This window comes from Kitasatospora sp. NA04385, assembly GCF_013364235.1.
Taxonomy (GTDB): domain Bacteria; phylum Actinomycetota; class Actinomycetes; order Streptomycetales; family Streptomycetaceae; genus Kitasatospora.
In genome coordinates this window covers 5,771,229-5,792,584 of the sequence record NZ_CP054919.1, presented here as the reverse complement: position 1 = coordinate 5,792,584, position 21,356 = coordinate 5,771,229, and the positions used below count along the sequence as shown (strand labels likewise).

Annotated in this window: 16 protein-coding genes and 1 pseudogene; 11 read left to right on the top strand and 6 right to left on the bottom strand. The window is 74.9% G+C overall.

The annotated features are described in order from the left end of the window. Positions 1-156: 156 nt before the first annotated feature. The gene (locus HUT16_RS25725) at positions 157-2,364 is read left to right on the top strand and encodes a restriction endonuclease (RefSeq protein WP_176190422.1); all 2,208 of its coding nucleotides are present in this window, start codon (positions 157-159) and stop codon (positions 2,362-2,364) included. A gap of 44 nt (positions 2,365-2,408) precedes the next feature. Here HUT16_RS25725 and HUT16_RS25720 read toward each other — a convergent pair whose 3' ends face one another. Next, on the bottom strand, positions 2,409-3,329 hold the full coding sequence (locus tag HUT16_RS25720; protein WP_176190421.1) for a GNAT family N-acetyltransferase: 921 nt from the start codon (positions 3,327-3,329) through the stop codon (positions 2,409-2,411). 199 nt (positions 3,330-3,528) lie between these two features. Between HUT16_RS25720 and HUT16_RS25715 the strand changes: the two are divergent. The 3 genes and pseudogenes from HUT16_RS25715 (at position 3,529) to HUT16_RS25700 (ending at position 6,751) form a co-directional block, all read left to right on the top strand. Beyond that, positions 3,529-4,804 (top strand): annotated as a pseudogene (locus tag HUT16_RS25715) (DUF692 domain-containing protein). 36 nt (positions 4,805-4,840) lie between these two features. Then, entirely contained in the window at positions 4,841-5,908 is a 1,068-nt protein-coding gene (locus HUT16_RS25705; RefSeq protein ID WP_176190418.1) for a TIGR04222 domain-containing membrane protein, read from the top strand. An 81-nt stretch (positions 5,909-5,989) separates the two neighbouring features. After that, on the top strand, positions 5,990-6,751 hold the full coding sequence (locus HUT16_RS25700) for a TIGR04222 domain-containing membrane protein (protein WP_176190417.1): 762 nt from the start codon (positions 5,990-5,992) through the stop codon (positions 6,749-6,751). Positions 6,752-6,995: 244 nt separating this feature from the next. On the opposite strand, the gene hemQ is transcribed toward HUT16_RS25700, so the two are convergent. Beyond that, on the bottom strand, positions 6,996-7,706 hold the full coding sequence (gene hemQ / locus HUT16_RS25695) for a hydrogen peroxide-dependent heme synthase (protein WP_176190416.1): 711 nt from the start codon (positions 7,704-7,706) through the stop codon (positions 6,996-6,998). Beyond that, positions 7,703-9,115, bottom strand: coding sequence for a protoporphyrinogen oxidase (hemG, locus tag HUT16_RS25690; RefSeq protein WP_176190415.1), 1,413 nt, complete (start codon positions 9,113-9,115; stop codon positions 7,703-7,705). Before hemG ends, hemQ begins: the two co-directional genes overlap by 4 nt. 176 nt (positions 9,116-9,291) lie before the next feature. Between hemG and HUT16_RS25685 the strand changes: the two genes are divergently transcribed. Then, positions 9,292-10,404, top strand: a complete 1,113-nt coding sequence (locus HUT16_RS25685; RefSeq protein ID WP_303392101.1) for a DUF4349 domain-containing protein — start codon at positions 9,292-9,294, stop codon at positions 10,402-10,404. A gap of 18 nt (positions 10,405-10,422) precedes the next feature. Here HUT16_RS25685 and HUT16_RS25680 read toward each other — a convergent pair whose 3' ends face one another. Together HUT16_RS25680 and hemE are read right to left on the bottom strand one after the other, a co-directional pair. Beyond that, the gene (locus HUT16_RS25680; protein ID WP_176190413.1) at positions 10,423-10,701 is read right to left on the bottom strand and encodes a hypothetical protein; all 279 of its coding nucleotides are present in this window, start codon (positions 10,699-10,701) and stop codon (positions 10,423-10,425) included. Between the two features lie 104 nt (positions 10,702-10,805). Then, positions 10,806-11,885, bottom strand: coding sequence for a uroporphyrinogen decarboxylase (gene hemE / locus HUT16_RS25675; RefSeq protein ID WP_176190412.1), 1,080 nt, complete (start codon positions 11,883-11,885; stop codon positions 10,806-10,808). 185 nt (positions 11,886-12,070) lie between these two features. On the opposite strand from hemE, the gene HUT16_RS25670 reads away from it, so the two are divergent. From HUT16_RS25670 to HUT16_RS25645, 6 genes are all read left to right on the top strand, one after another. Next, positions 12,071-12,724 carry a DUF3000 domain-containing protein gene (locus tag HUT16_RS25670; RefSeq protein WP_176190411.1) on the top strand — a complete coding sequence of 218 codons (654 nt, stop codon included), beginning with the start codon at positions 12,071-12,073 and terminating at the stop codon, positions 12,722-12,724. 373 nt (positions 12,725-13,097) lie between these two features. Beyond that, positions 13,098-13,838, top strand: coding sequence for a LuxR C-terminal-related transcriptional regulator (locus HUT16_RS25665; RefSeq protein WP_176190410.1), 741 nt, complete (start codon positions 13,098-13,100; stop codon positions 13,836-13,838). A gap of 265 nt (positions 13,839-14,103) precedes the next feature. Then, positions 14,104-15,339, top strand: a complete 1,236-nt coding sequence (locus HUT16_RS25660) for a ribonuclease D (protein WP_176190409.1) — start codon at positions 14,104-14,106, stop codon at positions 15,337-15,339. 162 nt (positions 15,340-15,501) lie between these two features. Continuing rightward, on the top strand, positions 15,502-16,719 hold the full coding sequence (locus HUT16_RS25655; RefSeq protein ID WP_176190408.1) for an acetyl-CoA C-acyltransferase: 1,218 nt from the start codon (positions 15,502-15,504) through the stop codon (positions 16,717-16,719). Between the two features lie 2 nt (positions 16,720-16,721). Continuing rightward, positions 16,722-18,848, top strand: coding sequence for a 3-hydroxyacyl-CoA dehydrogenase NAD-binding domain-containing protein (locus HUT16_RS25650; protein ID WP_176190407.1), 2,127 nt, complete (start codon positions 16,722-16,724; stop codon positions 18,846-18,848). 106 nt (positions 18,849-18,954) lie between these two features. Next, positions 18,955-19,539 (top strand): alpha/beta fold hydrolase, encoded by a 585-nt coding sequence (locus HUT16_RS25645; protein ID WP_176190406.1) that lies wholly within the window; start codon positions 18,955-18,957, stop codon positions 19,537-19,539. 242 nt (positions 19,540-19,781) lie between these two features. Here the strand turns inward: HUT16_RS25645 and HUT16_RS25640 are convergent, their stop codons facing one another. Further along, positions 19,782-21,299, bottom strand: coding sequence for a glycosyltransferase family 39 protein (locus HUT16_RS25640; protein WP_176190405.1), 1,518 nt, complete (start codon positions 21,297-21,299; stop codon positions 19,782-19,784). Between the last annotated feature and the right edge of the window lie 57 nt (positions 21,300-21,356).

The window sequence follows — 21,356 nt, the reverse complement described above, 5'->3', positions numbered from 1 at the left end:
CTTCCGTCTCGCGTCCCGGAACCGGGCGCGTCCGGGGTTTCCGGCCAGGGTACGGCCGCGGTTGATCCGGGTACCGGTCGGCGTGGAAGACTGATCGTCTTCCGAACGGTCTTGGACGTGGGTGGGGCGGGCGTGGCGCGGCGGCGGTCTTCCGGGGTGTGGTCGGTACTGGCTCAGGCGCAGCGCGAGCAGCACCGCCGCGCGGAGGCGCAGCGCAGGGCGGCGGACGCCCGGCAGCGCGAGAACGAGCGCGCCCGGCGGGAGGCGCAGCGGACGGCGGCGCGCGGCGAGCGCGAGGCGCTGAAGGCGTACCAGCAGGGGCGGGAGTCGGACGCCGCCCGGCGCAGCGCCGAACTGGACGCGCGGGTGGCCGAGTTGCGCGGGGTGCTGGCGGCGGGGCTGGCCGGCCCCGGGTTCTCGCTGGCCGCCGGGGGCCGCCCGGCGGTGCCGCCGTTCGATCCCGGTCCGCTGGGCGTGCCGGTGCCGATGCCGGACCAGGCCTGGTACCTGGTGCCGCCCCCGGCGGGCCACCTGGCGTACGACCCGGGGGCGCGCCGGCAGTGGGAGGAGCACTCCGCGCGGGCCCGGGCCGCCTTCGAGCACGACTGGCAGGCCGCCTGGGCGGCCGAGCAGCAGCGGCAGCGCCAACTCGCCGACTACCGCGCCCAGTACGACGCGTGGGCGGCCGAGCGGCACCGGCTGCTGGCCGGGCAGTCCGCGCAGGCCGGGCAGTTGGCCGCGCGGCTGCGGGCGGGCGAGGCGGCGGCGGTCGCCGAGTACTTCGAGGCGGTGGTCGACTGGCGCGAGGACTGGCCGGACGGCTTCCCCGCCGACGGCGACACCGCCTGGGACGCCCCGGCCCGCCGCCTGGTGGTGCGCTGGGAGCTGCCGCCGTACGAGGTGGTGCCGGCGGTGGGCCGGTACCGCTACGTCCGCTCGGACGACCGCGAGGACGAGGTGGCCCGGCCCGCCACCCAGCGCAGGGAGCTGTACCGCGAGATGCTGGCGCAGTGCGCGCTGCGGGTGCTGGCGGAGGTGTTCCGGGCGGATACCGGGGGGCTGCTGGCCTCGGTGGGCCTGAACGGCGTGGTGGTCGCCACCGACCCGGCGACCGGGCGGGAGGGCGAGCGCTGCCTGCTCGCCGTCGAGGCCGACCGCGCCGTCTTCGAGGCGCTCGCGCTGGACCGGGTGGCCCCGCTGGACTGCTTCGTCGAGGCCCTCGGCGGGCGGATCGCCGCCCGGCCGGAGCGGGCCGACACCGTCGCCGAAGTCCCGGCCGCCGCCCCGGCCCCCGGCGTGCAGGACCCGGACGGCGCAGAAGGCGCGAACGGCCCGGACGGCGCGGACGGCCCGGACGGCCCGGACGGCGCGGACCCCGACCTGTTCGAGATGGACCCGCTGGAGTTCGAGGAGCTGATCGCCGAGTTGTTCCGCCGCCGGGGCCTGCGCACCAGCACCACCGCGCGCAGCGGCGACGAGGGCGTGGACGTGCTGGCCGAGGACCCGGACCCGATCACCGGCGGGAAGATCGTCATCCAGGCCAAGCGCTACCGGAAGACCGTCCCGCCGAGCGCCGTCCGCGACCTGGAGTCGACCATGCGCCACCAGGGCGCCAACCGCGGCATCCTGGTGACCACGGCGGGCTTCGGCCCCAGCTCCCGGCGGCACGTCGAGAACAAGCCGCTCACCCTGGTGGACGGCCCGATGCTGCTGGAGCTGCTCCGCGAGCAGGGCCTGCCGGGACGGCTCGGCCCGGCGGCCCCGGCGGCCCCGGCGGTGGTCCCGGCCCAGCGGAGCGCCCCGGCCGCTCCGACCACCCCCGCCACCCCGACCCTCCCCGCCGTCCCCGCCGCCCCCGCCGTCCCCGCGACGGAGTTGGCGCCGGGTCAGAACCTGGTGCTGCCCGACGGCGAGGTGCGCGTCCGGTTCCGGGCCGGCGGGGCGGCGGCCGACCTGACGCTGCTGCTGCTCGACGCGGACGGGAAGGTCCGGCGGGACGAGGACTTCGTCTTCTACCACCAGCCCGTCGCGGAGGGCGGCGCCGTGGCGCTGCGGCCCGACGACCGCAGCGCGACCGTGCTGACCGGCCGGCTCCCGGACGCGGTGCGGCGGGTGGCGATCTCGGTGAACCTGGACGCGGACGGCGACGGCACCTGCGCGGACCTGGTCGACCCGGCGGTCGAACTCGCCTCCGGCACCGGTCGCTGGGTGTTCCGCCCGCCGGCCGACCCGGCGGTCTCCGCGATGCTGGTCGCCGAGGTGTACCGCCACCCGGCCGACGGCTGGAAGCTCCGCGCGGTCGGCCAGGGCTGGGCCGACGGCCTGGCCGGCCTGGCCCGCGACCACGGCGTGGACGTCGCGTGAGCGCGGGCCGCGGAGCGCGCGCCGGGGCCCGCCCCGCCGCGCGGCTACTCGCAGATCGCCCGGGTGTGCTTCCACTCCGCCGCGCACTCGCGGTAGCCCAGCCGGGCGTTGATGGCGAGCATCGGGGCGTTGCCCGCGTCGTTCTGGGTATACGCGGCGGTGAAGCCGCGTTCCTTGGCCCGGTGCAGCGAGTGGGCCTTGGCGAGCCCGGCCAGGCCGCGGCCGCGGTGGCTGGAGCGGGTGGCGGTGAAGGCGGACCAGTAGGTGCGGTGGCCGTCGGTCTGGGCGGCGGAGAAGGCGACCGGTTCACCGTCCGCCAGGACGACCGCGGTGAGGGTGTGGTCCTGGTCGGGGCGCTGCCAGATCTCGGCGAGCCAGCCCTCGTACGGCTGGTCGTCGAGGACCAGGTCGCCGGGTTCGGCGCGGGTGCCGTCGATGTCGACCAGGTAGATCGGGTACGGGTCGTCCAGGAAGTCGGCGGCGGTGCGCAGTTCGACGCCCGGCGGGGTGGGCGGCAGCGGGGGCAGCGGGGCGGTGAGGTCGATGCCGCTGAAGCGGCCGGCCCGGCCGCTGCGCCGGTAGCCGCGGGCGGCGGCGAAGCCGAGGGCCTCGGGGGTGTCGTCGACCCAGCTGTGCGCGTCCCGGACGCCGAGGGCGGCGAGGTCCCGTTCGGCGGCGGCGAGCAGGGCGGTGCCGGCGCCGGTGCCGCGGTGCTCGGGGAGCACGCTGATGTTGAGGAAGCCCTGGTGGGAGGTGGTGCTCTCGGGCACCGGCCCGAACCGGGCGGTGCCGACCACCCGGTCGGCCCGTTCGGCCACCAGCAGGTGGTAGTGCGGCAGTTCGGCCTGCCAGGCGACCACCTCGGGCGTGGTGACCAGGTGCGGGCGGCCGGCCCGGTAGGCCGCGGCGGCGTCGGCGGCGTCGGCGGGGGCGAACGGGCGGATGCGGTACGGCGTGGAAGTCATAGGCATGTCACGTTAGCCAGTCGTTCGTCCGTGCGCCGCTGAATTTCCCCCCACCCGGGCGGAAGTTCGTCCGGCCGCGGTGAAACCTCAAGTTCAGCTCTGAGTTTCCGGTGTCCCGCTTGGCATCGGTGCGGCATGGATACACCCTCGGCAACGGGGGTCGGCGCGGCCGGAAAAGCCCGTGAAGAGGGGGTGGAATATGTCTTCGTCCGATATTCCGCGATTGGGCACCGGCATCGGCTGGCGCCCGGAGATCGACACCGTGGTGGAACGGCTGCCGGGTCTGGACTGGGTGGAGGTGGTCGCCGAGAACGTCTGCCCCGGCCACCTGCCGCCCTCGCTGGCCGAGTTGCGCGCCCGCGGGGTCACGGTCGTCCCGCACGGCGTCTCGCTCGGTCTGGGGGACGCCACCGCGCCCGACCCGGCCCGGCTGGCCCGGCTGGCCGCCGTCGCCGAGTCGCTCGGGGCGCCGCTGGTCAGCGAGCACCTGGCGTTCGTCCGGGCGGGCGGCCTGGAGGCCGGCCACCTGCTGCCGGTGCCGCGCACCCGGGAGGCGCTGCGGGTGGTGGCCGCGAACGTGCGGATCGCCCAGCGGGAGCTGCCGGTGCCGCTCGCCCTGGAGAACATCGCCGCCCAACTCGCCTGGCCGGGAGACGAGTTGACGGAGGCGCAGTTCCTGGCCGAGCTGGTCGAGCGCACCGGCGTCCGCCTGCTGGTGGACGTCGCCAACCTGCACACCAACCGGGTCAACCTCGGCGTCGACCCGGCCGCCGAGCTGGACCGGCTGCCGCTGGAGGCCCTCGCCTACGTGCACGTCGCCGGGGGCGTCGAGCGCGACGGCGTCTGGCACGACACCCACACCCACCCCGTCACCGCGCCCGTGCTGGAGGTGCTGGCCGGGCTCTGCGCCCGCACCGACCCGCCCGGGGTGCTGCTGGAGCGGGACGGCGCGTACCCGCCGCCCGCCGAACTGTCCGCCGAACTCGACGCCATCCGCCGCGTCCAGCACCTCCACCGCAGGGAGACCGCCCGTGTCTGAGCAGCACGAGTACCTGATCCGCGACCGCGAGGACGCCGAACTCGCCCTCGCCCGCGTCCACCTGGCGCACCGCCAGGAGAAGCTGCTGGCCGCCCTGGTGGCCGGCGCCCCCGCCCCCGGCGGCTTCGACCCGGAGCAGCTGCGGGTGCAGGCCGAGGGCCTGCTCGCCAAGCGCCGGGAGACCGTCGGCCACCTGGCCCCGGAGCTCCCCGAGCTGCTCGGCCCGGACTTCGCCCCGCTGTTCGCCCGCTACTGCGCCGGCCGGCCGCTCACCGGCGGCTACCGCGCCGACGCCCGGGCCTTCGCCGAATGGGCCCTGGACACCGCCCCGGACGCCCACTGGCACCCCGCGCTGCGCCGCCTGCTGCACCCCGCCGCCTCCCGGTGGAGCCGCCTGCTGCCGCGCCGCGCCCGCGCCGCCCGCGCCCACCCGTAACCACCCCGCAGCACCGAGAGAAAGGAATCACGGGGGATGTGGAACTTCCGGTTCGTCCTGGCGTTCGCGCTCGTCGCGTTCACCCTCGCCCTGGCCGCCGTCCGCAACCGGCGCAGCCGCCGGGTCACCGATCCGCAGGGCCTGCCCGGTCGCGGCCAGCCGCTGCTGGACGTCGCCTTCCTGGCCGGCGGCCCGGCCCGGGCGGTCGACACCGCGCTGGTCCGGATGGAGCGCGAGGGCCGGGTGGCGATCTCCCGGGCCGGCCGGGTCACCGTCACCGACGACCGGACGTCCGACCCGGTCGAGCGGACGCTGATCACCGCCGTCGGCGGCCGGGCCGGGCGCGACCTGTCGGTGCTGCGCGCCTCCGTGACGGGCAGCCCGGAGGTGCAGCGGATCGGCGACGGGCTGGCCGCCCGCGGGCTGATGCGCCACCCCGGCGCGCTGCGCAGCGCCCGGCGGGCCCGCCTGCTGGTGGTGCTGGCGCTGCTGGTCGCGATCGTCCTCGGCACGGTCTCCACCGTCCAGTGGGCGGGCTCGGCCGGCTGGGACACCACCGCGCCCCCGTTCATCCCGTTCATCCCGCTCGTCCTGCTCACGGTCGTCGTCCTGGTCGCCTCCCGCGTCCCGAGGCGCCGGATCACCCCGGCCGGCCTGCGCCAGCTGCAACTGGTCCGCGGCAAGGGCCCCTGGCGGCCGCACGAGGTGGACCGGGCGCACGCGGCGGTGGTCGGCGCGTTCGCCCTGGACGGCGCCGGGTCGCTGCGCAAGCCGGAACTCCGGGCGCTGCGCGCGGCGTTGGAGGGCCCGGCCGCCGCCACCCGCTCCGGGCGCTCCTCCCGCGGCTCGGGCGCGGACGGCACGCCGGAGTTCGCGGCCGGCGCGGGCGCGGGCTCGGCGGCGTGGTGCGGGTCGACGCCCGCCTCGTCCTGCGGCTCCTCCGGCCACCACTCGGGCGGGCATTCGGGCGGCCATTCCTGCGGGTCGTCCTCGCACTCCTGCGGCTCCTCCTCCTCGCACTCGTGCGGCTCCTCCTCGCACTCCTGCGGGTCGTCGAGCTCCTGCGGGTCCAGTTGCGGGGGCGGCGGGTGCGGCAGTTCCTGAGCCGCCCGACGAGTCACAGTTCGGTATCGCGGCCCGGGTACGTGTTCCGTTCCCGGCGCGCACAGGACTAGAACAAAAAGCATGTGGGTGTTGCTGCTGATCCCGTCCTGTGCCGCCGCGGTGCTCTCCTGCCTCCGGCTGGTACGGGTCGCCTCGATCGCGGACGCCCTCGCCGGGGGCACCCCGCACCCGGTCCACCGCCCCGCGGGCGTCGGCCTGTACGAGACCGCGTACCTGGCCGGCGGCCCGGCCCGGGTGGTCGACCTGGCCCTGGTCCGGATGGCCGGGGTCGGCCGCCTGCACCTGGCCCACACCGGCTGGACCACCGTCGTCGACCCGCGGGGCCGCGGCCGCCTGGAGCGGGCGCTGATCGGCGCGATCGGCCCCGAGGGCCAGTGCCGCACCGCCCAGTTGAAGACCGTGCTGGCCGCGCACCCCACCGTCCGCGACATCGGCGACCGGCTGACCTCGGCGGGGCTGGCCACCCCGGCCGTCGTCCGGGACCACGCCCTGCGGGCGGTCCGGCAGGTCCGCTACGCGCTCGTCGGGGCGGCGGCGATGCTGCTGCTGACCGTCCTGCTCACCGCCCCCGACGGCACCGCCGCCCGTACCGCGGCCGCCTGGTACGCGCTCCCGCTGGTCCTCACCGGCGGCACCCTGCTGATGGCCCGGATCGACGTCCACGCCTACACCGCGTGGGCCGCCCCCGCCGGCCAGACCCTGCTGCGCGCCCTCCCCTGCCGGCACGCCCCCGCCACCGACGACGAACTGCTCACCGCCGTCGCCATCTCCGGCCCCGCCGCCGTCCGGGACCCCCGGCTGCGCGCGGCCCTCGACTCCTAGGGGAGCGAAATCAGGGGCTCGGGGAACGGCGAGCCCGTGGCTGCTGGCGGTGCACTGCCGCCCAGCGCATCTGCTTCGGGTTCGGTCAAAGACACGCAGCAGCACGGACCTTCGATGGGCTCCGACCGTCAGCAGCATCGACCCGCCGTTCCCCGGGCCCCTGATGTCACGTCCCGCCGTTCATACCGGGCCCCTGATGTCACGTCCCGCCGTTCTTACCGCGGGCCCCTGATTCGGTGCTCGCTCAGTACAGACCGGCCAGCAGGTCGGCGATCGGCTTGCGGCGGCCGGTGAAGAAGGGGACCTCCTCGCGGACGTGCAGGCGGGCCCGGGAGGGGCGCAGGTCGCGCATCAGGTCGACGATGCGGTGCAGTTCGTCGGCCTCGAAGGCGAGCAGCCACTCGTAGTCGCCGAGCGCGAAGGAGGCGACGGTGTTGGCCCGGACGTCCGGGTAGCCGCGGGCCATCATGCCGTGCTCGGCGAGCATCGCCCGGCGCTCCTCGTCCGGGAGCAGGTACCACTCGTAGGAGCGGACGAAGGGGTAGACGCAGACGTACTCGCGGGGGTTCTCGTCGGCGAGGAACGCCGGGATGTGCGACTTGTTGAACTCGGCGGGGCGGTGCAGCGCCATGTTCGACCAGACCGGCTCCAGGTGGCGGCCGAGCCCGGTGCGGCGGAAGCGGTTGTACGCCTCCTGCAGGTCGTCGGAGCTCTCGGCGTGCCACCAGACCATGACGTCGGCGTCGGCGCGCAGGCCGGACACGTCGTAGGTGCCGCGGATGACGACGTCCTTGGCGGTGAGCTGCTCGAAGAGTGCGTCGACCTCGGCGGCGAGCGCGGTGCGGTCCTCGGGGAGGGCGTCCTTGAGCTTGAACACCGACCACATGGTGTAGCGGATGACCTGGTTGAGGTCGCGGGCCTTCTTCTTCACGGGCTGCTCAGTGCTTTCGGTCATGGGCCCATTGTCCCTTCCGTGCGGGTGGTTCCGGTGCCGGGGGTGGCGGGGGCGAGGTGCTCGGCGGCCCGCCGGGCACCGGCGACGACGGCGGGGATGCCGACGCCGTCGTACGCGGCGCCGCAGACCGCGATCGCGCCGAGGGCGTCGAGGCGGGTGCGGATCCGGGCGACCCGGTCGAGGTGCCCGACGGGGTACTGCGGGAGCCCGGCCCGCCAGCGGGTGACGGCGTGGTCGTACGGGGTGGCGCGCAGGCCGACGGCGGCGCGCAGGTCGGCGAGCGAGCGGGCGACGAGTTCGGCGTCGTCCAGGTCGAGCGCGGCGTCCTCGCGGTGGCGGCCGAGCGAGGTGCGCAGCAGGAAGGCGTCGGGGGCGGAACGCTCCAGCCAGCCCCACTTGTTGCTGGAGAAGGTGGAGGCCTTGATGCTGCGCCGGTCGACCGGAGGGACGAGGAAGCCGCTGCCGGTGAGCGGGCTGCCCGCGAGGTCGGCGCGGCGGAAGGCGAGGGTGACCAGGGCCATGGACGCGTACTCGACCTGCCGGAGTTCGGCGGCGGCGCCGGGGGCGTCGGCGGCGAGCAGGGCGGCGGCCTGCGGGGCGGGGACGGCCAGCACGACGGCGTCGGCGGCGAGTTCGCGTCCGGCGGCGGTGACCCGCCAGCCGTCGGGGGTGCGGCGCAGGGCGTCGACGGGGTGGTCGGTGAGCAGTTCGGCGCCGTGCGCGCGGTCGTGCGCGGCGACGGCCCCGGGCAGGGTGCCGAGCCCGCCGTCCAGGCCCTGGAAGACCGGGCCGGTGGCGGTGGCGCGGCGGCCGAGCTCACCGATGGCGGTGGTCAGGCTGCCGCCCTGCCCGGCGAGTTGGAGCAGTTGCGGGACGGCGGCGCGGATCGAGATCTCGTCGGCGTGCCCGGCGTACACGCCGCCGAGCAGCGGTTCGACCAGCCGGTCGACGACCTCGCGGCCGAGCCGGTCGGCGATGTAGCGGCCGATCGGGGCGTCCTCGCCGATCTCGGCGGGCTGCTCGCGCAAGGCCCGCTCCAGGCCCTCGGGGGTGAGCACGCCGGAGGCCCTGAGCGCGTCCAGGTCGCCCGGTACGCCCATGAGTTGGCCGCCGGGCAGCGGGCGCAGGCCCTCGCGGGTCCAGATCGCGGCCTTGGCGGTGGTGGGCGGTTCGAGCCGTTCGCCGAGGCCGACCCGGCGGGCCAGTTCGACCGCTTCGGGGCGGCGGGCGAGCATCGACTCGGCGCCGAGGTCGACCCGGACGCCGCCGACCTCGCCGCCACGCAGTTTCCCGCCGAAGCGTCCGGACGCCTCCAGCACGGTCACCCGCACCGCCGCGTCCCCGAGGAACGCGGCCGCGGCCAGGCCCGCGATCCCGCCACCGATCACCACGACGTGAGGTTTCGCCATGTCGATCAGTCTTCCAGTCCTTATCCGGATCCCCGGGATCGACCCCGCGGCGCCCGAGACCCGGGCGAGTCCGCGGCGTGATCGATCCGGTACCGGGGGTGCGGGTCCGTTCCGGGGGCCGCCGCGTCACAACCGCGTGGGGGCGGGCGGTCGGCCCGTCCCGGGACACGGGGAGGATGCGACATGGACCTTCGGGTACGCAGAGCGGGCGCGGCGGGGGCGGTGGCGGCGGTCCTGCTGCTGGCGGGGTGCAGCGCGGGCTCCGACGGCTCGTCGGCCTCGGCGGGCGCCCCGGCGGTGGCCCGGAACGACGCCCGGGCGGCGGACGGGGAGGCGGCCGACGCGGCGGGGCCGCCCGGGGCCGGGAGCGGGGACGCGGCGAAGGCGGGCCCGGCGGCGGGCCGGCGGCGGGCCCGACCACGGGGACGGGCACCGGCGCGGGGACGGGAACCGGCACAGGCACGGGAACGGCCGGGAGCACGGCCGGGAGCGCCGCGCCCGCGGCCGCCCGCCAGATCGCCTACCAGGCGAAGCTGACCGTGCAGGTCGGTTCGGTCGACGAGGCCCGCACCAAGGCGGTCGACCTGGCCACCGGGGCGGGCGGGTACGTCGCCGGGGAGAACCTGCGCGGCGGCACCGGCGACACCCTGCAGTCCACGCTGACCCTCAAGGTCCCGTCCGCGTCCTACCAGGACGTGCTGAACGGGCTCGGCGCGCTCGGCAAGCAGCTCAGCCTCACCAGCAAGGCGGACGACCTCACCCAGCAGATCGCCGACGTCGACAGCCGGCTCAAGTCCATGCAGGCCAGCGTGGACCGGGTGCGGGCGCTGATGGCCGACGCGAAGAGCCTGTCGGAGGTGGTGTCGCTGGAGAGCGAGCTGACCCGCCGCGAGTCCGACCTGGAGTCCCTGCAGCGCCAGCAGCAGGAGCTCTCCGCCCGCACCTCGCTGTCCACGGTGACCCTGGACCTGGTGACCCCCGCCCAGCGGTACGTCGAGCCCGCGAAGAAGGAGACCGGCTTCTTCGCCTCCGTCGCCCGCGCCCTGTCGGCCGGCTGGCACGCCCTGGTCGCCCTGCTCCGCGCCCTCCTGATGGGCCTGGCCGCCGTCGCGCCCTTCCTGCTGGTCCTCGCCCCGCTCGGCTGGCTGCTCCGCAGGCGCCTGCGCTCCCGCCGCCCCGCCGTCCCGGCGGCTCCCGCGTTCCTGCCCCGCCCGACGCACGCCCCGGACACCGACACCGGCACCGGCACCGAGGGCGACGCCGACGCGGACGCGGACGCCAAAGCCTGATCCGGGACGCGGCGCCGGTCAGGCGGCCCCGGCGTCCGGCCCGTCCCCGCCGGGGCGGGCCGGGGGCCGGGCGGGGGTCTCCCACTCCGCCGCCTCCCGGCGGCTGCGCTCCCGCGCCAGGGCGGCCGCCTGCTGCTTCCGGCGGGCCTCGCCCCGGCGCAGTTCGTTCGAGGCGAACAGCGCGAAGGTCGACAGCGGCATGACCAGGCCGGCGAGCGACCAGTCGTGGCCGAAGACACCCAGGACGAACATCCACACGACGCCAGCCCCGCCGAGCACCAGCAACAGACCGCTCATGACGCCCTCCCCGTCATCCACGGTAGCCAGCCGGACGCTCCGCGTAAACAGCGCGGGACGGAGAACAGGGGTCGGGCGGCGGCGAGCCGCCGGTCCCGTTTGCCTCAGCGGGCGCTGGCCTCGTGGACGAAGGCGACCAGCCGGGTGAGCGCGTCCGGGTCCATGGTGGGCATGACGCCGTGGCCGAGGTTGAAGATGTGGTGGCTGCCGCCCAGGGCCTGCGCGGCGTGCAGGACCTCGCGGGCCTTGGTCTCGACGACGTGGGTGGGCGCGTAGAGGACGGCGGGGTCGAGGTTGCCCTGCAGGCCCTTGCCGGGGCCGACCCGGTTGGCGGCCTCGTCGAGCGGGACGCGCCAGTCGACGCCGACGATGTCCGCGCCGGCCTGGCCCATCAGGCCGAGGAGCTCGCCGGTGTTGACGCCGAAGTGGATCCGCGGGACGCCGTAGGGCGCGACCGCGTCGAAGACCTTCGCGCTGGCGGGCATCACCGAGCGGCGGTACTCGTCGGGTGCGAGCGCGCCCGCCCAGGAGTCGAAGAGCTGGACGGCGGAGGCGCCGGCCTCGATCTGGATTTTCAGGAAGGCGGAGGTGATCTGCGCGAGCCGGTCGACGAGTTCGGCCCACAGCTCGGGCTCGCCGTACATCATCGCCTTGGTGTTCTCGTACGACTTCGAGGGCCCGCCCTCGATCAGGTAGCTGGCCAGCGTGAAGGGCGCGCCGGCGAAGCCGATCAGGGGGGTGGCGCCGAGTTCGGCGACCAGCAGGCCGACCGCCTCGGTGATGTAGGGCATGTCGTCCGGTTCGAGCGGGCGCAGCCGCTGGAGGTCGGCCCTGGTGCGGATCGGGTCGGCGATGACCGGGCCGACGCCGCCCTTGATCTCGACGTCGATGCCGACCGCCTTGAGCGGGACGACGATGTCGGAGAAGAAGATGGCCGCGTCCACCTTGTGCCGGCGCACCGGCTGCAGGGTGATCTCCTTGACCAGGTCCGGCTGCATGCAGGCGTCGAGCATCGGGACGCCCTCGCGCACCTTCAGGTACTCGGGCAGCGAGCGGCCGGCCTGCCGCATGAACCAGACGGGGGTGTGCGGCACCGGTTCGTTGCGGGCGGCGCGCAGGAAGACGGAGTCGTACGCGGCGCCGCGGGGCCGCTGACCGGACTGGGCTGCGGGGGTCTCACTCACGGGTCACATCCTCGCACGGGGGCGGTGCGCCCCCGCCCGAGCGGGGGCCGCGGGCAGGCAAAACGGACACCTCGGACGGCGGTCGGCCGGGCCGCGCTCACGACCTGCTCGATTTCCGGGTTTTCGGCACGCCGGAGGTACGAAAGTGCTCGGATTGCGGGTCCGCGCCGCCTAGGCTTCCGGTCATGGCAGCGGTCGGCGGGCAATCCGCGCAGGGTGGAGGAACGGGCAGGGAGTCGGCGCCGATCGAGTTCCGCGACGCGGTCGAGGCGCTGACCGGGGCGCGGCTGCGCCCCGAGGTACGGCTGTCCCCGCAGCCCGCCCCCCGCCGGCTGGCCCCGTACGCCTTCGCGCTCTCCGCCTCGGTCGAGGTGGACGGCGAGGAGCTGGCGGACGGCACCCTGGTGCTGCTGCACGACCCGTCGGCGCCGGAGGCGTGGAACGGGGACTTCCGGGTGGTCACCATGACCAGGGCCGAGCTGGAGCCGGAGATGGCGGGCGACCCGCTGCTGTCCGAAGTCGGCTGGAGCTGGCTGATGGACGCGCTGCAGGCGCACGCCGCCGGGCACGCCGAGCCGTCCGGCACGGTGACCAGGTGCCACTCGCAGTACTTCGGCGCGCTGGCCGAGCGCGGTGCGTCCACCGAGATCGAGCTGCGGGCGTCCTGGACGCCGGCCGACCGCCGCTTCGAGCGGCACCTGGCCGCCTGGGCCGACCTGCTGTGCGTGTGCGCGGGGCTGCCGCCGGCCGCGCCGGCGCCGCTGCCGGCCGACGGGCCGGGCGTGCTGGGCGGGGTGGTGCCGATGCCGGCCCGCCGCCGGCCGCGCAACTCGCACTGACCCCGCGGGCGCCGCTTCCCGGGGCCGGCCGCCGAGCGGCCGTCAGGCCTTCCAGACACCCCCGGGGGACAACCCGGCACGCCGGGGCCGGCGCCACCCGCAGGACTGACGGAGTGTGACTTCGCGCGCGCTCTGGGTCAATTACCTGCACGTTCGCGATCGTCGTGGCGTCGATATCGATCGAATCTGTGCGATTTCCAAGCATGTCGTACCGGTCATCTGCGCGATTTGTCCGTATTGTTACTCACCAGATCGTGATCACCCGCTAAAGCCGGGCACGGTTGATGCCGAAGGTGTCAGTGACCCTTTCCAGACGCGGAACGCTCCGACCGCCCCCTCGGGGTTCGTCCGCCACTCCCCCCGGAGGCCCCAGGTGTCGGTCCTTCTCGAGCACCCCGCAAGCGTGGTCGCCTACCGTCCGACGAAGCCCACCGCCATGGTGGTCATCGCAGATCCCCGGGTCCGGAACACGGTGACCCGCCACCTATGGGCGCTCGGTGTCCGCGACGTCATCGAGGTCTCCTCGATCGCCGAGGCCCGCCCGCGGGTCACCACCCCGCGCGACATCTGCATCGCCGACGTGCACCTGCCCGACGGTTCCGGCCTGACCATCCTGGCCGAGACCCGCGCCGCGGGCTGGCCCAACGGCCTGGCGCTGTCCGCCGCCGACGACATCGGCGCGGTCCGCTCGGCGCTGGCCGGCGGCGTCAAGGGCTACGTGGTGACCGGCACCCGCACCAACATGCCGATGCCCGGCCGCCCCGGCCTGCCGATCGGCGCCGGCCTGGCCGGGCGGATGCGCCGTCCCGGCATCCCCGGCCACCACCACCCCGGTGCGCCCGGCCACCACGGCGCCCCCGGCCAGCCCGGCGCCGCGCCCGGCGCCCCGGGTGCGCCCGGCGCGCAGCCGTCCGCCTACCGCGAGCTGTCCGGCCGCGAGGTGGAGGTGCTGCGGCTGGTGGCCGAGGGCCAGTCCAACAAGGCGATCGGCGTGGCGATGGGCCTGTCGGCGCTGACGGTGAAGAGCCACCTGGCCCGGATCGCCCGCAAGCTGGGCACCGGCGACCGGGCCGGCATGGTCGCCGTGGCGCTGCGCACCGGCATCATCCACTGACCCGCATCACCCCTGGTGGCGGCCCGGAGGAACGTTTCCTCCGGGCCGTCGCCGTGCCCGCCCGGCGGCCTCCTCGCCGCGCCCGCACCGGGCCCGCGCCGCGCCCTCCGGTGCCCGCGACCGCCCGTGACGGCCCGTCAGCCGGGCCGCTCCCCCGCCGGGCCGGTGCCCGAACCCGCGGCCAACCCGGGCTGGCATATGTCCGAACCTGGTCCGACCAGTCAGACAACACTCCCGGCGGCGACACACGACGTACCCTTGGGGGGTGACCGACGCCGTAGCCTCCATCCCCGAAGAGACCGCCCCGGTTCCGCTCCTCGAACCCCGGGACGGACTCCCACCGGTGGTGTCGGACGAAGCGGCCCTGGCCGCCGTCGTCGAGGCCTTCCGCGGCGGGGCCGGGCCGGTCGCCGTCGACGCCGAGCGGGCCTCCGGCTACCGCTACGGCCAGCGCGCCTACCTGATCCAACTGCGCCGCCAGGGCGCGGGCACCGCGCTGATCGACCCGATCGCCTGCCCCGACCTGACCGGCCTGAACACCGCGCTGGCCGACGCCGAGTGGGTCGTGCACGCCGCCACCCAGGACCTGCCCTGCCTGTTCGAGGTCGGCATGCACCCCGGCGTGCTCTTCGACACCGAGCTGGCCGGCCGGCTCGCCGGGTTCGCCCGGGTCGGCCTCGGCCCGATGACCGAGAACGTGCTGGGCCTGTCGCTGGCCAAGGAGCACTCCGCGGTCGACTGGTCCACCCGCCCGCTGCCCGAGCCCTGGCTGCGCTACGCGGCGCTGGACGTCGAGGTGCTGGTCGACCTGCGCGACGCCCTGGAGGCCGAGCTCGACCGGCAGGGCAAGCTCGACTGGGCGCACCAGGAGTTCGCCGCGCTGGCCGCCGCGCCGCGCCCCGCGCCCCGGGTCGACCCCTGGCGGCGCACCTCCCAGCTGCACAAGGTCCGCCGCCGCCGACAGCTGGCCGCGGTCCGCGAGATGTGGCTCACCCGGGACCGGATCGCCCGCGAGCGCGACGTCTCCCCCGGCCGGGTGCTGGCCGACGCCGCGATCGTGAACGCCGCGCTGGCCATGCCCGCCAACGCGCCCGCGCTGATCGCCGTCCAGGGCTTCGGGCCCCGGGTGAACCGGCGCCAGCTCGACCAGTGGCTGGCCGCGATCGAGCGGGCCCGGGAGATCCCCGAGTCGGCGCTGCCGCCCGCGACCGCCCCGCACGACGGGCCGCCGCCGCCGCGCGCCTGGGCCGAGAAGGACCCGGTCGCCGCGGCCCGCCTCAGCGGCGCCCGGGCCGCCGTCACCGCCCTCGCCGAGCAGTACCACCTCCCGGCGGAGAACCTGATCACCCCCGACCTGGTCCGCCGCGTCTCCTGGGAGCCCCCGGCCGAGCCGGACGCCGAGACCGTCGGCCTCGCCCTGCGCGCCCTGGGCGCCCGCGCCTGGCAGACCGAACTGGTGGGGCCGGCCCTGGCGAAGGCGTTCCGGGAGGCGTCCGCGTAAGGCGGTCAGGGGCTCGGGGAACGGCGAGCCCCCGGCAGGGCTCTCCCTCCGCCGTTCGCATCTCTTCTTGCCGGGCGTTGTTACTCGTGGGTAGATTGGTGGGCGTAGCGGCGCCGCTGGTGCGTGCGCTCATCGTCATGTCCCCCTGGGAGGAGAGCCCCCGTGCCTCGTACCGCGAGGGACGTCGTCTTCGTCGACGGCGTCCGCACCCCGTTCGGCAAGGCCGGCCCGAAGGGCATCTACCACGAGACGCGCGCCGACGACCTGGTCGTCAAGTGCATCCGTGAGCTCGTGCGCCGCAACCCGAGCCTGCCCGTCGAGCGGATCGACGAGGTCGCCGTCGCCGCGACCACCCAGATCGGCGACCAGGGCCTGACCATCGGCCGCACCGCCGCGCTGCTCTCCGGCCTGCCGAAGTCCGTCCCCGGCTACGCGATCGACCGGATGTGCGCCGGTGCGATGACCGCGGTCACCACCACCGCCGGCGGCATCGCCTTCGGCGCGTACGACGTCGTGGTGGCCGGCGGCGTCGAGCACATGGGGCGGCACCCGATGGGCGAGGGCGTGGACCCGAACCCGCGGTTCGTCTCGGAGAAGCTGGTCGACGAGTCCGCCCTGTTCATGGGCATGACCGCGGAGAACCTGCACGACCGCTTCCCGCACATCACCAAGGAGCGCTGCGACGCGTTCGCGGTGCGCTCGCAGGAGAAGGCCGCCAAGGCGTACGCCAACGGCGACATCCAGCCGGACCTGGTGCCGATCGCGATCCGCAACACCAACCCCGAGGTCGGCGAGACCGGCTGGGGCCTGGCCACGGTGGACGAGCCGCTGCGCCCGGGCACCACGATGGAGTCGCTGGCGGGTCTGAAGACCCCGTTCCGCCCGCACGGCAACGTGACCGCGGGCAACGCGGCCGGCCTGAACGACGGTGCGACCGCCTCGCTGCTGGCCGCCGAGGACGTGGCCCGCGAGCTGGGCCTGCCGGTCAAGATGCGCCTGGTCAGCTACGCGTTCGCGGGCGTCGAGCCCGAGGTGATGGGCATCGGCCCCGTCCCGGCGACCGAGAAGGCGCTGGCCAAGGCCGGTCTGACCATCGAGGACATCGGCGCGTTCGAGGTCAACGAGGCCTTCGCCGTCCAGGTGCTGGCGTTCCTGGACCACTACGGCATCGCGGACGACGACGAGCGGGTCAACCCGTACGGCGGCGCCATCGCGTTCGGCCACCCGCTGGCCTCCTCGGGCGTGCGCCTGATGACCCAGCTGGCCCGCCGCTTCGAGCAGCGTCCGGACGTCCGCTACGGCATCACCACCATGTGCATCGGCTTCGGCATGGGCGGCACCGTCATCTGGGAGAACCCCCACTTCGAGGGTGGTAAGTGACCATGAGCACCACTGAACTGCTGCAGCGCGCCGCCGAGCTGTTCCCCGGCGAGGTCGTCACCACCGCGCACGTGCGCCACCTGGACCTGCCGCTGCGGGCCGGCAAGCTGGCGCTGATCACCCTCGACAACGGCTTCGACCACACCAAGCCGACCACCTTCGGCCCCGGCTCGCTGGCCAAGCTGTCCGAGGCGCTGGACCAGGTCGAGGCGGAGGCCGCCGCGGGCTCGGTGGTCGCGGTCGCGATCACCGGCAAGCCGTTCATCTTCGCGGTCGGCGCCGACCTCAAGGGCGTCGAGGTGCTCAAGGAGCACTCGGACGCGCTGGCCATCGGCAAGGGCGGCCACGACGTCTTCAAGCGGATCGCCGCGCTGCCCGTCCCGTCCTTCGCGTTCTACAACGGCGCGGCGATGGGCGGCGGCGTCGAGGTCGGCCTGCACTGCACCTACCGCACCGTCAGCGCGGGCGTCCCGGCGTTCTCGCTGCCCGAGGTCTTCCTCGGCCTGGTGCCCGGCTGGGGCGGCTGCACCCTGCTGCCGAACCTGATCGGCCCCGCCAAGGCGGTCAAGGTCATCGTCGAGAACTCGATGGCGCAGAACAAGCAGCTCAAGGGCAAGGAGGTGTTCGAGCTCGGCATCGCGGACGCGATCTTCGAGCCGGCCGACTTCCTGGAGCAGTCGCTGCTGTGGGCGGCCGAGGTGCTCAAGGGCGACGTGGTCGTCGAGCGCGAGGAGTTCGACCGCGGCAAGGCCTGGGACGACGCCGTGCTGTGGGGCCGCTGGGTCGCCGACGCCAAGGTGCACGGGGCCGCCCCGGCCGCGTACAAGGCACTCGACATCATCCAGCAGGCCAAGGACGGCGACCTGCAGGCCGGTTTCGACGCGGAGGACGCCGCGCTCGCCGACCTGATCATGAGCGGTGAGCTGCGCGCCGGGCTGTACGCCTTCAACCTGGTGCAGCGCCGCGCCAAGCGGCCGTTCGGCGCGCCGGACAAGTCGCTGGCCCGTCCGGTCTCCAAGGTCGGCGTGGTCGGCGCCGGTCTGATGGCCTCCCAGCTGGCGCTGCTGTTCGCGCGCCGCCTGGAGGTGCCGGTGGTGCTCACCGACATCGACCAGCAGCGGATCGACAAGGGCGTCGGCTACGTCCACGCCGAGATCGACAAGCTGCTGGACAAGGGCCGGATCGGCAAGGACAAGGCCAACAAGCTCAAGGGCCTGGTCTCCGGGCACCTCGACAAGGCCGTCGCGTTCGGCGACGCCGACTTCGTGATCGAGGCCGTCTTCGAGGAGATGGGCGTCAAGCAGAAGGTGTTCGCCGAGCTGGAGGCGGTGGTCTCGCCGACCGCCGTCCTGGCCACCAACACCTCCTCGCTGTCGGTCACCGAGATGGCCTCCAAGCTCCAGCACCCGGAGCGCGTGGTCGGCTTCCACTTCTTCAACCCGGTCGCGATCCTCCCGCTGCTGGAGATCGTCCGGGCCGAGCAGACCGACGACGCCTCGCTGGCCACCGCGTTCGGCGTCGCCAAGAAGCTGAAGAAGACCGCGGTGCTCGCCAAGGACGCCCCCGCGTTCGTGGTCAACCGCATCCTGACCCGCTTCATGGGCGAGATCCAGGGCATCATCGACGAGGGCACCCCGTTCGAGACCGTCGAGGCCGCGGTGAAGCCGCTCGGCCTGCCGATGTCCCCGATCGCCCTGCTCGAACTGGTCGGCCCGGCCATCGCCCTGCACGTCTCCGAGACGCTGCACGGCGCCTTCCCGGAGCGGTTCGCCGTCTCCGCGAACCTCGGCAAGGTCGTCGAGGCCGGCAAGCGCGGCTTCTACACCTGGCAGGACGGCGCGCAGGTCCTCGACCCCGAGGTGCTGGCCCTGCTCACCTTCGGCGACAGCGTCCTGACCGAGGAGCAGGTGCGCGCCCGCGCCCTGGAGGCCGTCGCCCAGGAGATCGGCCTGATGCTGGACGAGGGCGTGGTCGGCGAGGCCCAGGACATCGACCTCTGCATGATCACCGGCGCCGGCTGGCCCTTCCACCTCGGCGGCATCACCCCCTACCTCGACCGCGAGGGCGTCTCCGAGCGCGTCAACGGCAAGAAGTTCCTGGCCCCCGGCCTGGCTTCGGTCCCCGCCTGACCCGCCCCCGCACCGCCGCCGGGCGGCACCCCTCTTTTGAAACGGGTGCCGCCCGGCGGTGTTTCCGTATGCTGTCGGTCTTTCCGTACGAGGGGGCCTGGGGCACGTGCTGGTGCTGGTGCACGGCGGACTGTGGGACGACCCGGTGGACGCGGCCGTGTTCTGGCACCGCCCGGGGGTGACGGCGGGCCTGCGGGCGGCCGGGCTCACCGTCACGGCGCCCGACCGGGCGATGCGGGCCGGCAGTTGGGACGCCGAGGCCCGGCACCTGGCGGCGGCCCTGCCCGACGGACCGCCGGTCGTCCTGGTGGCCGGCTCCAACGGCTGCTCGGCGGCCGTCCGGCTGGCCCTGACCGCACCGGAACGCGTCCGGGCCCTGGTCCTGGCCTGGCCGGCCACGGCGGGCGACGAGCGGCTGGACGGCCTGATCCGCGAGGCCGTCCCGGCAGCGGCCGGGCTGCTGGCCGGCGGGACGCTGCGCGGCGCCACCGACGCCGAACTCGCCGGGCTGCGGCTCCCGGTGGCGGTCCTCCCGGCCGTCCCGGAGAACCCCGTCCACCGGCGCCGCACGGCGGACGCGCTGCTGGCCCTGGTGCCCGGCGCGGTGGGACTGGCGGGGTGCCCGGAGCCGCCGCATCCGGCCTTCCGGCCCGGGCCCCTGGTCGCCGCGCTGGCCGGGTGGATCGCTTAGACGAGAGCCCCTGCCGGGGGCTCGATGGGGAGGGCGGGAGGCGAAACCAGGGGCTCGGGGAACGGCGAGGCCGGGGCTGGTGGCGGTTCAGTGCCGTTGCGCGCGTCAGCTTCGGGTTCTGTTCACCTGGCCCGAAGCAGCACGGACACTTCGATGGGCTCCGGCCACCAGCAGCACGGACCCGCCGTTCCCCGGGCCCCTGACGGGGCCACTGCGCAGCATCGACCCGCCGCGTGCTGTCGTTACTTGTCCTTGAGGCGGTAGATCACCGTGTCGCCGGTGACGCCGACGACCTCGTAGTGGGTGTCGAGGAGGCTGGCGATGCGGGGGACCTTGTCGGGTTGGTAGGGGGCGGTGCCGGAGTCGTCGACGAAGACCCGGGGGAGGCCGTTGGTGGAGATCTCGGTGTCGAAGGTCCGCCAGGCGTCGGAGACGGAGTACTCCTCGCCGACCTTCTCGCCGCCCTTGCCGCCGCTGAAGTTGGTGAGGAAGCCGGCGGTGAGGTAGCGGGTGGCGGGGCGGCGGTCGGCGAGCCAGTAGAGCTCGGGGTGCATGCCCCAGACCAGGACGGTGTCCTTGGGGGTGGTCTGGGCGGCGACGGCGGTGGCGACCTCGGTGGTCTGGGTGAGGCGCTGGCCGGGCCAGAAGACGGCGAGGACGAGGAAGAAGGTGCTGGCGAGGGCGGAGTACGCGGCGACCGGGCGCCAGGGGACGGCGGAGGTGGCGACGGCGCCGACGCCGAGCAGGACCAGCGGGGGCATCAGCTGGAGGTAGTAGTGGCCGAAGAAGTGGAAGCCGACGGAGACGGCGATGACCGAGGAGAGCAGCCACACCCACAGGTCGGCGGTGGAGCCGCGCTCGGGGCCGCGGGCGGGGACGGGTCTGCGGCGGCGGCGCAGCCACAGGCGGTGCGCGTGGGGCAGCAGGAAGGCCAGTCCGGCGCTCATCAGGATCGCGGAGTTGCCGAGCGCCCGGCCGAGCATCTGCGGCCAGTTGCTGCCGAGCACGGCGTAGTCGCCGGAGCCGGTGACGACCCAGAACAGGAAGCCCTTGGGCTTGGTGAGGATGGCGGCGACCAGCGCTATCGGCAGGGCGAAGCCGAAGCAGATCTTGGCGAGGGCCTGCGGCCAGCGGACGCCGCGGCGGCGGGTGTCCTGCAGCAGCATCCACAGCACGGGCAGCATCACGGCGCCGCCGGTCTGCTTGGTGAGCGAGCAGAGGGCCACGGCGATGCCGGCGGCCAGCCAGCGGCGGCGCTCCGCGTAGCGGAAGGCGAGCACCATGGCGGGCAGCATGAAGACTTCGAAGGTGGCGGCCTGGGTGTCCTCCGGGGAGAGCCCGATGGACACCAGGAGGTAGAAGGCGCCCGCGTAGCGGCCCGCCCGGTCGCCCCAGCGGCCGCGGGCGATGGAGGCGAGCAGGACGGCGGTGGCGAGGTGGGCGCCGATCGCCAGGGCGCGCAGCGGCCAGAGCGAGACGGAGCCGAAGACGGCGAAGCAGGCCTCGTACAGCCAGGGCAGCAGCGGGGGCTTGCGGTCGACGACGGTGTCGTAGAGGACGCCGCCGTCGGCGAGCATCCGGGCCTGGGTGGCGAGGTAGCCCTCGTCGGGGCTCCACACCGGGCGGAGGAAGGAGGGCAGGTGGGTGACGGTGGCCAGGACCGCGAGCAGCGGGACCAGTCTGGTCCAGTACCCGGTGCGGACGTGCCCCTGGAGGCGGTCGGCGAGGGCACGTGGTCGGCTCGTTGCGGTGATGGGCACGGATGACAACCTACCGGGCGCGAACGGGCGGAGGAGCACCAGTCCGGGAATGAGTAC

Coding starts and splice junctions, on each gene's coding strand:
- HUT16_RS25720 (WP_176190421.1), bottom strand. CDS start 3,329: ATGACTTCCACGCCGTACCGCATCCGCCCGTTCGCCCCCGCCGACGCC.
- HUT16_RS25705 (WP_176190418.1), top strand. CDS start 4,841: ATGTGGAACTTCCGGTTCGTCCTGGCGTTCGCGCTCGTCGCGTTCACC.
- HUT16_RS25700 (WP_176190417.1), top strand. CDS start 5,990: ATGTGGGTGTTGCTGCTGATCCCGTCCTGTGCCGCCGCGGTGCTCTCC.
- hemQ (WP_176190416.1), bottom strand. CDS start 7,706: ATGACCGAAAGCACTGAGCAGCCCGTGAAGAAGAAGGCCCGCGACCTC.
- hemG (WP_176190415.1), bottom strand. CDS start 9,115: ATGGCGAAACCTCACGTCGTGGTGATCGGTGGCGGGATCGCGGGCCTG.
- HUT16_RS25685 (WP_303392101.1), top strand. CDS start 9,292: ATGCGACATGGACCTTCGGGTACGCAGAGCGGGCGCGGCGGGGGCGGT.
- HUT16_RS25680 (WP_176190413.1), bottom strand. CDS start 10,701: ATGAGCGGTCTGTTGCTGGTGCTCGGCGGGGCTGGCGTCGTGTGGATG.
- HUT16_RS25670 (WP_176190411.1), top strand. CDS start 12,071: ATGGCAGCGGTCGGCGGGCAATCCGCGCAGGGTGGAGGAACGGGCAGG.
- HUT16_RS25650 (WP_176190407.1), top strand. CDS start 16,722: ATGAGCACCACTGAACTGCTGCAGCGCGCCGCCGAGCTGTTCCCCGGC.